General features: G+C 66.8%; 14 protein-coding genes. 2 read left to right on the top strand and 12 right to left on the bottom strand.

Annotated features, from left to right (window positions below; translation table 11 throughout):
* The first annotated feature begins 229 nt into the window (after nucleotides 1-229).
* Nucleotides 230-787 carry a dihydrofolate reductase family protein gene (locus tag AB4Z10_RS03000; RefSeq protein ID WP_441468864.1) on the top strand — a complete coding sequence of 186 codons (558 nt, stop codon included), beginning with the start codon at nucleotides 230-232 and terminating at the stop codon, nucleotides 785-787.
* Between the two features lie 248 nt (nucleotides 788-1,035).
* Here the strand turns inward: AB4Z10_RS03000 and AB4Z10_RS02995 are convergent, their stop codons facing one another.
* Nucleotides 1,036-1,521, bottom strand: coding sequence for a peroxiredoxin (locus AB4Z10_RS02995; protein WP_441468863.1), 486 nt, complete (start codon nucleotides 1,519-1,521; stop codon nucleotides 1,036-1,038).
* A gap of 51 nt (nucleotides 1,522-1,572) precedes the next feature.
* Nucleotides 1,573-2,436 (bottom strand): protein-disulfide reductase DsbD domain-containing protein, encoded by an 864-nt coding sequence (locus AB4Z10_RS02990; RefSeq protein WP_441468862.1) that lies wholly within the window; start codon nucleotides 2,434-2,436, stop codon nucleotides 1,573-1,575.
* A 239-nt stretch (nucleotides 2,437-2,675) separates the two neighbouring features.
* On the opposite strand from AB4Z10_RS02990, the gene AB4Z10_RS02985 reads away from it, so the two are divergent.
* Entirely contained in the window at nucleotides 2,676-3,296 is a 621-nt protein-coding gene (locus AB4Z10_RS02985) for a YqgE/AlgH family protein (protein ID WP_441468861.1), read from the top strand.
* Nucleotides 3,297-3,416: 120 nt separating this feature from the next.
* Here the strand turns inward: AB4Z10_RS02985 and AB4Z10_RS02980 are convergent, their stop codons facing one another.
* From AB4Z10_RS02980 to AB4Z10_RS02935, 10 genes are all read right to left on the bottom strand, one after another.
* Nucleotides 3,417-6,359, bottom strand: coding sequence for an EAL domain-containing protein (locus AB4Z10_RS02980; protein WP_441468860.1), 2,943 nt, complete (start codon nucleotides 6,357-6,359; stop codon nucleotides 3,417-3,419).
* A gap of 77 nt (nucleotides 6,360-6,436) precedes the next feature.
* Nucleotides 6,437-7,036, bottom strand: coding sequence for a GNAT family N-acetyltransferase (locus AB4Z10_RS02975; RefSeq protein WP_441468859.1), 600 nt, complete (start codon nucleotides 7,034-7,036; stop codon nucleotides 6,437-6,439).
* 6 nt (nucleotides 7,037-7,042) lie between these two features.
* A complete protein-coding gene (locus tag AB4Z10_RS02970; RefSeq protein ID WP_441468976.1) occupies nucleotides 7,043-8,365 on the bottom strand; it encodes a M16 family metallopeptidase in 1,323 nt (440 codons plus the stop codon).
* 14 nt (nucleotides 8,366-8,379) lie between these two features.
* On the bottom strand, nucleotides 8,380-9,795 hold the full coding sequence (thrC, locus tag AB4Z10_RS02965) for a threonine synthase (RefSeq protein ID WP_441468858.1): 1,416 nt from the start codon (nucleotides 9,793-9,795) through the stop codon (nucleotides 8,380-8,382).
* A 71-nt stretch (nucleotides 9,796-9,866) separates the two neighbouring features.
* Nucleotides 9,867-10,631 (bottom strand): SURF1 family protein, encoded by a 765-nt coding sequence (locus tag AB4Z10_RS02960; RefSeq protein WP_441468857.1) that lies wholly within the window; start codon nucleotides 10,629-10,631, stop codon nucleotides 9,867-9,869.
* On the bottom strand, nucleotides 10,628-11,002 hold the full coding sequence (locus AB4Z10_RS02955) for a DUF983 domain-containing protein (protein WP_441468856.1): 375 nt from the start codon (nucleotides 11,000-11,002) through the stop codon (nucleotides 10,628-10,630). The genes AB4Z10_RS02960 and AB4Z10_RS02955 overlap by 4 nt, the downstream gene beginning before the upstream one ends.
* Before the next feature lie 82 nt (nucleotides 11,003-11,084).
* On the bottom strand, nucleotides 11,085-11,948 hold the full coding sequence (locus tag AB4Z10_RS02950) for a cytochrome c oxidase subunit 3 (RefSeq protein WP_441468855.1): 864 nt from the start codon (nucleotides 11,946-11,948) through the stop codon (nucleotides 11,085-11,087).
* Nucleotides 11,949-12,001: 53 nt separating this feature from the next.
* Entirely contained in the window at nucleotides 12,002-12,613 is a 612-nt protein-coding gene (locus AB4Z10_RS02945; protein ID WP_441468854.1) for a cytochrome c oxidase assembly protein, read from the bottom strand.
* Nucleotides 12,613-12,786 carry a hypothetical protein gene (locus tag AB4Z10_RS02940; protein WP_441468853.1) on the bottom strand — a complete coding sequence of 58 codons (174 nt, stop codon included), beginning with the start codon at nucleotides 12,784-12,786 and terminating at the stop codon, nucleotides 12,613-12,615. Before AB4Z10_RS02940 ends, AB4Z10_RS02945 begins: the two co-directional genes overlap by 1 nt.
* Nucleotides 12,783-13,727 (bottom strand): heme o synthase, encoded by a 945-nt coding sequence (locus AB4Z10_RS02935; RefSeq protein WP_441468852.1) that lies wholly within the window; start codon nucleotides 13,725-13,727, stop codon nucleotides 12,783-12,785. Before AB4Z10_RS02935 ends, AB4Z10_RS02940 begins: the two co-directional genes overlap by 4 nt.
* Nucleotides 13,728-13,741: the final 14 nt, after the last annotated feature.

The following is a 13,741-nucleotide window of genomic DNA, read 5'->3' as shown; positions in this document are numbered from 1 at the left end:
CCTTGTCTCATGACAAGCCGCGATCGGATCGATCAGCGGTCGGCAGGACCCGTGAAAAAACCGTGGTCCGCTGCTTGTCGGACCCGCCCAGGAAGCGGCCGACGCGCCGGCTTCGGAGGGAAGGCAGGAGCCTGGCGGGACCGGCGGCTCAAGATCCGTTGCGGAAGTTCAACATCAACCACGAGCAACTGGCCTACATGTTCTCCATTATATGGCTTAGACTCGCCGCATGGGACTGTTGACCTTCAGTATCAACGTCACCCTGGACGGCTGCGTCGACCACCAGGAGGGAATTGCCGACGACGAGACGCACGCCTTCTTTACCCGCCTTATGGATGAGGGCGGGGCTATGCTGTGGGGTCGCGTCACCTACGAGATGATGGAGGGCTACTGGCCGGCAGTCGCCCGCGGCGACGAGGAGGCGCTGCCTGCGATACGCGAGTGGGCGGTCAAGCTGGAGGCCAAGCCGAAATACGTAGTGTCGTCGACGCGAAATGCCTTCCCGTGGACCAACAGCCACCACATCGCCGGCGACCTGCGCACGGGCGTGCAGAGGCTCAAGGACGCGACCCCGGCCGGCGTGCTCCTGGGTAGCGGCACGCTCGCGACCGAGCTGGACCGGCTGGATCTGATCGACGAGTACAATCTCCTCGTGCACCCCAGGATCGCGGGCCACGGCCCAACCCTCTACCAGAGCGGGCTGCCCAGCACGCGACGGCTCGAGCTGATCTCGGCCACGCCGCTCCGCAGCGGCGCGGTCGCCATGCATTACCGGCGCGCGCGCTGACACAGCGCAGCCTCTTCGCGCCCAACTCGCGGGCCTGCGGGTCATAGGCTGCCTTCTCGCCGCGCAACACGGCATACCCGCTGCTTCTGCCACGGGCGCTCGGTTGATCAGGCCGAGGCCTTGTGGGCAATGGCGACTTCCCACCCATCTGAGACATTCGCCACGTCTGGCGGCTTGATACCCATGGCCCAATAGAAAGGCCCGCGCGATGACCTCGCGCGGGCCTGGCAACTGGCGATCGAAAAAACTCAGAGCTGCTGGAGCATGGTCTCGGCGCCGGAAGCGTCGGCCTTGCCGGCCGCTTCCTCGACGTTGAGGGATTTCACGACGCCGTCTTCCACCAGCATGGAATAGCGCCGCGAGCGCGTGCCCATGCCGAAGCCCGAGCCATCCATCGACAGGCCGATCTCCGTGGCGAAATCGGCGTTGCCGTCCGAAAGGAACTCGATGACGCCGGCGCCGCCGGTCGCCTTCGACCAGGCGTCCAGCACGAAGACGTCGTTGGTCGAGGTCACCAGAATGGCGTCGACGCCCTTGGCCTTGATCTCGTCGGCCTTGGCCAGATAGCCGGGCAGATGGTTCTTGTGGCAGGTCGGCGTGAAGGCGCCCGGCACGGCGAAGAGCACGACCTTCCGGCCCTTGAACAGGTCGTCGGTCGTCCTGGCAGCCGGGCCATCGGCGGTCATGACGCGGAACGTCGCCTGCGGAAGCTTGTCACCCACCTGGATCGTCATTGCGTCTTTCTCCGTGAAGCCCGCGGCGCGAAGGCCGCTTCGCCTCAGGGATTAGGGCTTGCCGGCGGGGATGTCGAGTTCGAGCCTCGTCTCGACGGGCTTGGGCGTCCCGCGAATGGTGAAGATCAGGGGGACGGGGCCCGCGGCACTCTTCGGGCGTTCGTTGATGCGGATCTGGGCGGCGACCGTGCCGTCGCTCTGCGGCGTCAGCCGGGACTTGCCGAAGGACCATTGGCCGGGCCCTTCGACGAAGATGTCCTCGATCTTGCCCTCGGGCGGCGGCTGCAGGACGAGCCTGAGACCGGGATCGACGACGGTGTCGTCAAGCTTGGCCTCGAGGATGGAGGTCTTCTCCTTGTGGGGGCCGGGTTTCGCCGAGACCGGCACGCGCGCCTCGAAACTCTCCAGCCGCGGCGATGTCACGGTCGTGACGCCCGGCTCGAGCCACAGGCTGGCCTCGCCCCTGGCGGGAATGCAGATCTTCTCGCAGACCGCATAGTCGAGCTTGAGCACGATCATGACGGGCCGGGACGGATCGACCGGTTGAACCGAGATCGGAATCACGACTTCCCCGACATAACCGATGGAGTAGCCGGCTGAATCCTGAAACCGCTCCGGAACGGGCCAGCGCACGTCGAGCCCGCCGATATTGGTCGAGCCCGACCAGTCGAAGTTCGGCGGTACGCCGAACTCGCCGGGGCTGCGCCAATAGGTCTTGAAACCCGGAGACATCACGATCTCGACGCCGACGCGCTGCTTGCCCGTCGGTGTGGTCGGGCCGGCGATCAGGCGCAGCTTCGCATGCTCGCTCGTCGACCAGGGCGATATCGCGGCTTCGGTCGGGGCCTCCTGCGCATGCGCGGCGGCGCCGAGCGCGAGGGACATCATGGCCAGCAGGGAAAAAACGCGGTTCACGACCCTGCATTATCCATTGCGAAACTGAAAAGCGAACAAAACCTGCGTCTCATGTCCTGAATTGGCCGGTCGCCCGAAACATCCATCGTTGCGCAGGAATGGGGCGCAATCGCGATAAGGACCGCACCGCCGCGCACAGCCTGAGCCCGCGATCGACCCCCGATTTCTGCGAGGCCGGGAGGCCGGAAAGGCGGCGGGCTGATATCCAGCCTTGCCGAGACTCCCCGACAGCATCTAGCATGCGGGGGATGAAGATCGGCTCACAACCCCGCCTCGGCGGCCGCAGCTATCTCGACGGGCAGTGCCTCATCGCGATGCCCGGCATGGCCGACACGCGCTTCAGCCGCAGCGTCGTCTATGTCTGCGCGCACTCCGAGGACGGCGCCATGGGCATCATCGTGAACAAGCCGGCCGGCGACACCAAGTTTCCGGACCTGCTCGTTCAGCTCGACGTCATTCCGTCCGAGGAGATCATCCGGCTGCCCAGCAGCGCCGAGCGCATGCAGGTGCTGCGCGGCGGCCCGGTCGAAACCAAGCGTGGATTCGTGCTGCATACGGCGGACTTCTTCCTCGAATCGGCAACGCTCCCCATCGATGAGGGCATCTGCCTGACGGCGACGCTCGATATCCTGCGCGCCATCGCCATCGGCAGCGGGCCGGAAAGCGCCATCCTCGCGCTCGGCTATGCCGGCTGGGCCGCCGGCCAACTCGAGGCAGAGATCCAGTCGAATGGCTGGCTGCACTGCGCGGCCGATCCGGCCCTGCTGTTCGACGAGAGCGTCGAGACGAAGTATCAGCGGGCGCTGCATAAGCTCGGCATCGAACCTGCGTTTCTCTCTCGCGACGCTGGCCACGCCTGACGTGCCACCGTCATGCTCGGGCCTGACCCGAGCATCTCGTGACCCAGGATCTATCGCGTTTCACCCTGCCTGAGATTCTCGGACCTGCGTTTCGCTTCGTCCGAGAATGGCGGTTGAGGTTTATGCCACTTCCGTCGCCGCCGAAGCTGCCGCGCCCATCAGCCGCCGTGCCTCGGCCGCTGTCATCGGCTGGCCGAAGATGTAGCCCTGCGCGTACTGGCAGCCGATCTGGTACAGCTCGATAGCGTCGGACTCGCTCTCGGCACCCTCGGCCACGACATCCATGCCGAGATCGGAGGCGAGTTGCACGATCGAGCGCAGGATCACCGGCGGGCGGCCATTGCCCATCTGCCGCACGAAGCTCTGGTCGATCTTGATCGTGTCGAAGGGAAAGCGCTGCAGATAGGACAGCGAGGAATAGCCCGTCCCGAAGTCGTCGAGCGAGAGACCGGCGCCGAGGTCGCGGATGCGCTGCAGCATCTGCGCGGCGTATTCCGGATTTTCCATCACCAGGCTTTCGGTGATTTCGAGCTTGAGCGTGCCCGGCAGCACGCGCCGCCGCCCGAGAACGGTCTTCACGTCGTGCAGCAGGTCGTGGCGCAGCAGCTGCCGGCTCGAGACATTGACGCTGGCGAAGATCGGCGGGTCGACTTCGAGTGCCGCCTGCCAGGCTTCGAGCTCGCGTGCCGTCTTCTCCATCACATAGACGCCGAGATCGACGATCAGCCCGGTTTCCTCGGCGATGGCGAGGAAGTCCTGCGGCATCAAGCGCCCCTCACGCGGGTGGTCCCAGCGCACCAGCGCCTCGAACCCGGCGATGGTGCGGTCCTCCAGCCGGACGATCGGCTGGTACATGACTTGGATCTCGTTGCGCTCGATGGCCCGGCGCAGGTCGCTTTCCAGCGCGAGCCTGTCGTTGCGGTCGGTCCGCATCGCCGGAACGAAGACCTCGATCTTGTTGCCGCCCTGGCGCTTGGCATGAGCCATGGCGAGCTCGGCGTTCTTCAGCGCATCGTCCTTGCGCGCGGCAGGCGAGGGGTCGAACAGGGCGAGCCCGATCGAGGGCGTCAGCACGATCTCCCGCTCGGCATAGGTGATCGGCGTCGATACGGCCCGGCGCACGAGCTCGGCCAGTGCCAGGATGCGTTCGGGATCGCGCTCCGAGACCAGGATCATCGCGAAGGTGTCGCCGCCGATGCGGGCGAGCGTGTCCTGCGCCCTGAGCAGCCGGCCAAGGCGCCGCGCCAGCGTCAACAGGATCGAGTCGCCGGCTGAGAAACCAACCGATTCGTTGACCTGCTTGAAGCGGTCGACATCGATGACGAGCACGGTCGGGCGGATGTTGTCGTCGGCGCGGGTGAAGCCGAAGATCGCGCCGAGCCGGTCCTGGAATAGCTTGCGGTTGGGCAGCCCGGTCAGGTTGTCATGGACGGCGTCGTGCAGCAGGCGCTCCTGGGCCGTGCGCTGCTCGGTGACGTCCGAGAGCGTGCCGATGACGCGGATGACTTCGCCGTCCGAGCCGATGACGGGCCGCGCCTTGACGTTGAACCAGTGATAGGCGCCGTTAGCGGAGCGCAGGCGCAGGTCGAGATTGAGCTTGCCGCGGCGTTGCTCCAGCACGGCGTCGAGCGTGACGCGGTAGCGGTCCCGGTCGGCGACATGCATGTGCTCCAGCCAGCGCGCGGCCGAGCCTTCGAGCGAGCCCTTGGGCAGGCCGAGCAGCGTCTCGATCTGCGGCGAGACGAAGACCTTGTCGGAGCTCACGTCCCAGTCGAAGACGAGGTCGCCGGAGCCGGACAGCGCCAGCGCCCGCCGCTCCGTGTCCGAGACCAGGCCCTGCGAGATCGCGCCGCCGGCGAAGGCGTGCTGGATCACGGTGAAGCCGATCAGCAGCACGATCAGCACGAGGCCGCCCAGCAGGGCAGGCGCCACGAGGTCGCGCTGGAATTGCCCGGTTACGGTGAAGCTCGCTGCCGTGACCCAGACCGCAAGCAGGAACCAGGTCGGGATCAGCATGACCGCGCGCTCGTAGCCATGTGTCGCCAGATGCACGACCAGCACGAAGCCGACGGCGGCGACGGCGGCAATCGAGATGCGCGCGATGCCGGAAGCCATCGGCGCGTCGAAGACGGCGAGGCCGATCAGGCCGGCGAGGCCGATGATCCAGATCGCGGTGACATGGCCGTAGCGCACATGCCAGCGTGACAGGTTGAGATAGGCGAACAGGAAAACGAGCAGTGTCGCGGCAAGCACGACTTCCGCACCCGCTCGATAGATGCGCTCGATCGCCGGCGTGAGCGGGAAAAGGCGCTGGAAGAAGCCAAAATCGAGGCCGGCATAAGCCAGCACCGCCCAGGCGAGCGCTGCGGCGGCCGGGAAGATCACCGCGCCCTTGACCACGAAGATGATGGTCAGGAAGAGCGCGAGCAGGCCGGCGATGCCGATGATGATGCCCTTGTAGAGGGTCAGGCCGTTGGTCTTCTGGCGATAGGCTTCCGGCTCGAACAGATAGAGCTGCGGCAGGTTCGGCGATTTCAGCTCCGCCACGAAAGTGACGGTCGTGCCGGGGTCGAGCGTGATCAGGAAGACGTCGGCGTCGGGGCTTGCCTCGCGGTCCGGCGAGAGGCCCTGGCTCGCCGTCACCGCCTCGATGCGCTTGTCGCCGAGATCGGGCCAGACCACGCCGGAGCCGATCAGCCGGTGGAAGGGCGCGACCAGAAGCCGGTCGATCTGCTCGTCGGAATCGTTCGTCAGCGCGAAGACGATCCAGTCCGGCCTGGCGCCCGATTCGCGCGCCTTGACGGCGATGCGCCGGACGATGCCGTCCGGCCCCGGCGCGGTCGAGATCTGGATGACGTCGCCGTCCGATTTGTTGCGCTCGACGACATTGGTGAGATCGATCACCGGCACGTCGACCGGCACACGCACCGCATCGACGGCGCTGGCCGGCGTCACGATCGCGAAACTGAACCATAGGGCAAGGCCGGCGACGGCGAGGCCGATCCGGAGGATGCGCTCGGAAATGGACAAGCTGTGCTCGGCTATCAGGCGGGAGACAATCATTCGAACTTGAACGAAAATCCCTACTGGGCGCTCATGGCAAGGGCAAGGCAGCGCGTGGCTGTGGTCAACCGCTGCCTTCACGGCTTCCCTCCGGGCAACGCATCGCCCGAAAGCAGAGCGTAGAGCAGATGGTCGGCCCAGACGCCGTTGATCTTGAGATAGGCGCGCGCCAGCCCCTCGTGCTGGAAACCGACCCGCTCCAGCAGGCGGCGTGACGGCTCGTTGTTCGGCAGGCAGGCGGCCTCGACCCGGTGCAGCGCAAGCTCGGAAAAGGCAAAGCGCACCGCGCCACGCACAGCCTCGGCCATGTGGCCCCTGCCGGCATGGCGCTTGCCCATCCAGTAGCCGAGCGTGCAGGCTTGGGCCACGCCGCGGCGGATGAGGCCAAGGGTCAGCCCGCCGAGCAGCGCCTCCGTATGGGCTTCGAAGATGAAGAGCGAATAGGCTTCGTCGCTGGCGATCTCGCGTGCTGCCCGCTTGGCGCGCAGTCGGAAGGAGGTCCGGGTCAGATCGTCCTCGTTCCAGGTCGGCTCCCAGGGTGTCAGGAAGTCGCGGCTTTCGATGCGCAGCACGGCCCAGGCGGAGTAGTCGCTGGCTTGCGGCGCACGCAGATAGAGATTCTGCGTCCGTATCAGCGGGCGGCTCGGCGGCTCGCTCGGGAAACGGAAGAGCGCCATCGCCGTTCAGTCCGCGGCCCGGGCCGCCTGGCGCAGGCGCTTGGCTGCGGGAATGCCGTGGATCGGGCCGATCGCGGCGATGGTCGGCTGGTGGCCGAGCAGCGAGCGACCTGCCGCGCGCACGTCCTCGAGCGTCACCGCGTCGAGACGGGCCGCCAGTTCCTCGCGCGGGATTGCCCGGCCGAAGATCAGCACCTGCCGGGCCATCTGCTCCAGCTTGCCGCCGGGGCTTTCGAGCGAGGCGAGCAGCCCCACCTTCATCTGGGCGCGGGCCCGCGCCACTTCGACTTCGCTGACATCCTCCGCCGCCTGGCGCAGGCAGCCGAGCGCGACTTCGATCAGCTCGTTCGCATCCTCAGGCGCGGTGCCGGCGCCAATGCCGAAGATGCCGCAATCGGAGAAGGGCCAGTGGAAGGCATCGATCGCATAGGCCAGGCCGCGCTGCTCGCGCACCTCCTGGAACAGCCGCGACGACAGCCCCCCGCCCAGCACCGAGGCGAAGATCTGCAAGGGGTAGTGCATGCCGCCGGTGAAGGGCTTGCCGGGCAGGCCGAGCACGAGATGCACCTGCTCCTCGTCGCTGCCGATGCGCGCCTCACCGCCGCGATAGTTGCCGGGTTCGCGCTCCGGCATCTTGGCGGGGCGGGCCGGCAGCTTCGACAGATGTTCGCGGGCAAGCGCCACCAGCTCGTCATGGCTGACGGCGCCGGACGCGGCGAGCACCATGTTGCCGGCGTGGTAGTTGCGGGCGAGATAGGCGCGGATCGCTTCGGGCGTGAAGCCTTGCACCGTCTGGGCCGTGCCGAGGATCGGCCGGCCGATCGGCTGGTCGGGGAAGGCTGCCTGCAGGAATCGGTCGTAGACGAGGTCGTCCGGGGTGTCCTGAACGGCAGAGATCTCCTGCAGGATCACGCCCTTCTCGCGCTTCAGCTCCTCCTCGGTGAGGGCGGGCGAGGTGACGATGTCGGCGAGGATGTCGACGGCAAGCGCCAGATCGGTGCCGAGGACGCGGGCGGTGTAGCAGGTATATTCGACGCTGGTCGCGGCGTTGAGGTCGCCGCCGACGCCCTCGATCTCCTCGGCGATCTGGAGGGCATTGCGCCGGGCCGTGCCTTTGAACGCCATGTGCTCGAGCAGATGGGCGAGGCCGTGCTCATGCGGCAGCTCGTCGCGCGAACCGGCGCCGATCCAGATGCCGAGCGACACCGTCGCGGCATGATCCATGCGCTGCGAGACGATGCGCAGGCCCGAGGGCAAGGTGGTCAGCTGGACGTCGGGGTCATGGGCGCCTTGAGGCCGCGCCGATGCGGCGAGCTCGACGGCCTCGATCGGGGTGGTGGCGCTCACGCTGCCGCTCCGCGGACGGCGCGCGCATGCTCGCGCACGAAGGTTTCGACCTTGCCGAGATCGTTCGGCAGCAGCGTCAGACGTTCCTTGCGCTCCATCAGATCGGCGAGATGGGCGGGCAGCTCCGGCGCGACGCCGCTCGCAGCCTTCACCGCCGCCGGGAACTTGGCGGGATGAGCCGTGCCGAGCACGATCATCGGCGTCGCGGGATTGCGCTTGAGCGCCTGCCGGGCGGCGCCGACGCCGATCGCGGTGTGCGGGTCGAGTAGGTAGCCGGCCTCGGTCCAGCTCTTCTTGATCTCGGCCGCGACCTCCTCCTCGCTCCGGGAGGCAGCGTCGAATTCGCCGCGGATGCGCTGGAGCGCTTCACCCGCGATCTCGAAGCGGCCGGATTGCTGCAGCGACTGCATCAGCCGGCGGACAGTGGCGCCGTCGCGGCCATGCGCTTCGAACAGCAGCCGCTCGAAATTGGACGAGATCTGGATATCCATCGAGGGCGAGGTCGTCGCCGCCACGCCGCGCATCTCGTAGGCGCCGGTTTCCAGCGTCCGCGCCAGGATGTCGTTGCTGTTGGTGGCGATCACCAGCCGCTCGATCGGCAGGCCCATCTGCTTGGCGACCCAGCCCGCGAGGATATCGCCGAAATTGCCGGTCGGCACCGTGATGGAGACCTTGCGCTCCGGCCCGCCGAGCGAAACGGCCGAGGTGAAGTAGTAGACGACCTGCGCCGCGATGCGCGCCCAGTTGATCGAGTTGACGCCGGACAGTCCGATCTCGTCGCGGAAGGCGTGATGGTTGAACATCGCCTTCACGAGGTTCTGGCAGTCGTCGAATGTGCCTTCGACCGCGATGGCATGGACGTTCGGCGCATCGACCGTCGTCATCTGCCGGCGCTGCACGTCGGAGACGCGGCCCTGCGGATAGAGGATGAAGACATCGACGCTCTTCAGCCCCTTGAAGGCGTCGATGGCGGCGCCACCGGTGTCGCCGGAGGTCGCGCCGACGATGGTGGCGCGCTGGCCGCGCTGGCCGAGCACATGGTCCATCAGCCGGCCGAGCAACTGCATCGCCACGTCCTTGAAGGCGAGCGTCGGGCCGTGGAAGAGCTCCAGCACGAAGAGATTGTCGCCGATCTGCGTCAGCGGGCAGACGGCCGGATGACGGAAGCCGGCATAGGCCTGACGGATCATGCCGGAGAGCGCGCCGCTCTCGATGTCGCCATCGCTCAATGCGCCGAGCACGCGCTCGGCCACCGCCGTATAGGGTTTTCCGGCGAAACCGGCGATCTCCGCCGGCGCGAGAGTCGGCCAGCTCTGCGGCAGATAGAGGCCGCCGTCGCGGGCGAGCCCGGTCAGCAGCGCGTCGGAAAAGCTGAGCGCCGGGGCTTCACCCCGGGTGGAAACATGCAACACGATCTTGGCCTCGGTGATCTCAATYTGATGCTATAGGCCGGTCCGGCGGTTTCGGCAAAACCTGAGCGACATCAGGCCGGTGCGGAACCTTTCCGCGCCTGCCAGACATAGGCCGCGAAGACGCCGAGCAACGTCAGCGCCAGCCCGAACCAGGTCAGGGCGTATTGCAGGTGGTTGTCGGGAATACGGTCGATGAGCTCGCGCACATCGACGCCGGCCGGCGGCTTGAGGCCGTTGCCCTCGCGTTCTGCTTCCAGATAGAACGGCGCCGGCGGCAAGCCGAGCGAGGCGGCGATCCCTGCGGGGTCGCGAGTGTAGAATTCGCGGATGGCCGGCAGGTCTCGCGGCGTAAAGCTGTTGCGGGTCTCGGGTGCCCGCAGGAAGCCCGTGACGGTGTCGGGGCCGCTCGCCGGTCCGACCTGGCCCATGCGGCTCTCCGGCACGAAGCCGCGATTGACCAGGATGATTCCGCCATCCTCGAGCCTGAAGCCCTGGAACACCCAGCGGCCGAAGCCGGAGAGCTGCCGCGAGCCGGGCGGCCCGGCGGCAATCGTGGTGCGGACGCCGGCGATCGGCCCATCAACATAGGTGCCCTTGGCGGTGACGCGGGTGAGGTCGAGCGCCGCTACGTCGAGCTTCGCCCATTCGGTGCTGGGCGGGATCGGAGCGGGCGCTCCGGCGGCTTGCGCCTCCAGGCGCCCGATATAGGCGTGCTTCTCCTGCATGCGCTCGAGCTGCCAGGTTCCGAGGATGCAGAGGATCACCGCGCCGATGATCGTCAGGAGCGTTGGCAGGAGCAGCCCGGGTTTCCGGTCGCTTGCGGGTTGCGCGGTCACTTCGCCCGCCTGCCTTCCTCGGCCTTGTTGGCGTATTGCAGCGCCACTGCCAGCCCCTTCAGCGGCCTCAGCAGTGCGAGGCAGATGACCAGTGCCAGCGGCAGCCACATCAGCAGGTGCAGCCAGATCGGCGGTTCATAGGCGATCTCGACATAGAGTGCCGAGCCCAGCACCACGAAGCCGGCGATCAGCATGATGAAGACGGCCGGACCGTCTGCCGAATCGGCGAATTTATAGTCGAGCCCGCAAGCGCTGCAGCGCGGCTTCAGCTTGAGGAAACCGTCGAACAGCGCGCCTTCGCCGCAGCGCGGGCAGCGCCCGGCCAGCCCCGTGGAATAGGGGGAGGGATGTGTAGGTTCAGGACCGGCCATCGCAGCCTCCAAAGCGGGAAAGGCGGCCTCGCGGCCGCCTTTCACCAGACGATAACCGCGAGGGCGCGGTAGGATTCGTGACCTAGTGCGCAGCGGCTGCGTGCGCGCCGGCGCCCCAGACATAGATCGCGGCGAACAGGAACAGCCAGACCACATCGACGAAGTGCCAGTACCAGGCGGCGAACTCGAAGCCGAGATGCTGCTGCGGCTTGAAGTGGCCGAGATAGGTCCGGTAGAGGCAGACCGCCAGGAAGATCGTGCCGATGATGACGTGCGCGCCATGGAAGCCGGTCGCCATGAAGAAGGTGGCGCCGTAGATGTTGCCCTTGAAGGCGAAGGTGGCGTGCGAATACTCGTAAGCTTGGCACAGCGTGAACAGGACGCCGAGGATCACGGTGAGCCACAGGCCCTGCTTCAGGCCGGCGCGGTCGTTGTTGATCAGAGCGTAGTGTGCCCAGGTCACGGTCGTGCCAGAGGTTAGCAGGATCAGCGTGTTGAGCAGCGGCAGGTGCCAGGGATCGAAGGTCTCGATGCCCTTCGGCGGCCAATGCCCGCCAGTGAACTCGTAGCGGAGATAGTTGATCTGCTCGCCCGAGAAGAGGCTGGCGTCGAAATAGGCCCAGAACCAGGCGACGAAGAACATCACCTCGGAGGCGATGAACATGATCATGCCGTAGCGGTGATGCAACTGCACGACGCGGGTGTGGTGGCCTTCCTTCTCGGCCTCGCGGATGACGTCCATCCACCAGGCGAGCATGGTGTAGAGCACGCCGAGCAGGCCGGCGCCGAAGACGAGCGGGCCGATATGCATGCCGCCGATGGGCAGCGCCTTCATCCACATCACGGCGCCGATCGCCATGATCGTCGCGCTCGCGGCGCCGACGAGCGGCCACGGGCTCGGATCGACGAGGTGGTAGTCGTGGTGCTTCGTATGGGCCCCGGCCATCGTATTCAGTCTCCGCGTACGACGTCTTGTCCGCGCTTTTGCTCTAGCGCGTTCTACAGTTTCGAATTGCCCGCGTCACCCTTGACGGAGCCGGCCTTGTCCTCGGCGACGGGCTGGCCCGACTTCGAGGCGAAATAGGTATAGGACAGTGTGATGGCGTGGACGCCGTCGAGCTCGCGATTCCCAGCGATTTCGGGGTCGATATAGAACACCACCGGCGCCTCGAAGCTCTCGCCGGGCTTCAGCGTGTGCTCGGTGAAGCAGAAGCACTGGATCTTGACGAAATAGGCCGCGGCCTTGTCCGGCGCGACATTGTAGGTCGCGATGCCGGTCACCGTGCGGTCCGAGCGATTCGTCATCTTGTAGAACACGGTCTGGGTCGCGCCGACGCGAACCTTGATCTCCGGGCTCTCCGCTTCGAACTTCCAGCCGAGCCCCGGCGCGACATTGGCGTCGAAACGCACCGACATCGTCCGGTCGAGGATCTTGCCGGCGCCGGCCGTGCCCACCATCGGCGTGCCGCCGAAGCCGGTGACCTTGCAGAACAGGTCGTAGAGCGGCACCGCCGCGAAGGAAGCGCCGAGCATGCCGAAAGCGACGCCGACACAGATCAGTGCGGTGCGCGCCGGATTGCCCTTGGGCTTCTGCGGGACGGGATTCGTCATCACAGCGGCCGGTTCAGGATCGCGGGGCCGGTCTTCACCAGCGTCACCACGAAGAAGAAGATCACGAGCCCGCCGAGCACCAGCGCGAGCGCGATGGAGCGGCGGCGGCGGCGTGCCATGTCTTCCGGCGAGAACGGCGCCGGCGCGGGCTTCTGGGGGCGTTGCTCGCTCATCCGATCACCTTCGGCAGGGCCCACATCAGGCCGAGCCCGTTTTCGACGAGCAGAACCGCGAAGAGCAGGAAAAGATAGATGATCGAAAAGCCGAACAGCGACCAGGCTGCCTTCACGGCGGGCTGACCCTCCGTGCGGCGCCAGACCTGGATCGCGAGCCAGATCATCGCCAGCCCGGTCGTCACCGAGACGGCCAGGTAAATCAGGCCGCCGAAGCCCATCAGCGCCGGCAGGACGGCGACCGGAGCCATGATCAGCGAATAGAGCACGATCTGCCGGCGGGTCGCGGCCGGGCCGGCGACATTCGGCATCATCGGGATGCCGGCGCGCTCGTAGTCGCCGGACTTGATCAGCGCCAGCGCCCAGAAATGCGGCGGGGTCCACAGGAAGATGATCGCGAACAGAACGAGGGAGTGCCAGCCGAAATTGCCGGTCACCACGGCTTCGCCGATCATGGGCGGGAAGGCGCCCGCAGCGCCGCCGATCACGATGTTCTGCGGCGTCCAGCGCTTCAGCCACATCGAGTAGACGACGGCGTAGAAGAAGATCGTGAAGGCCAGCATGAAGGCCGCGAGCGCATTCGCGATCAGGCCGAGCACCAGCACCGAGCCGATCGAGAGCGTCAGCCCGAAGGCGAGCGCCTCAGAGGGTAGAATCCGGCCCGCCGGGATCGGGCGCTTGGCCGTGCGGCTCATCAGCGCGTCGATATCGGCGTCGTACCACATGTTGAGGCAGCCCGACGCGCCGGCGCCGACTGCGATCGCCAAAAGCGCGGCGAAGCCGAGGACGGGATGCAGGGAGCCCGGTGCCGTCGCCATGCCGGTCAGCGCCGTCACCACGACAAGCGACATCACACGCGGCTTCAGCAGCGCGAAGAAGTCGCGCGCCTCTCCGGTGGAGGCGGTCAGGCCGTCGGTGCGGGTTTCGAACGCAGCAGACATCGGTTGGATCGTCT

The organism is Allobosea sp. RAF48, from assembly GCF_052114025.1.
GTDB lineage: Bacteria > Pseudomonadota > Alphaproteobacteria > Rhizobiales > Beijerinckiaceae > Allobosea.
The sequence above is the reverse complement of the archived record's forward strand: the minus strand, read 5'-3'. Positions and strand labels throughout refer to the sequence as shown.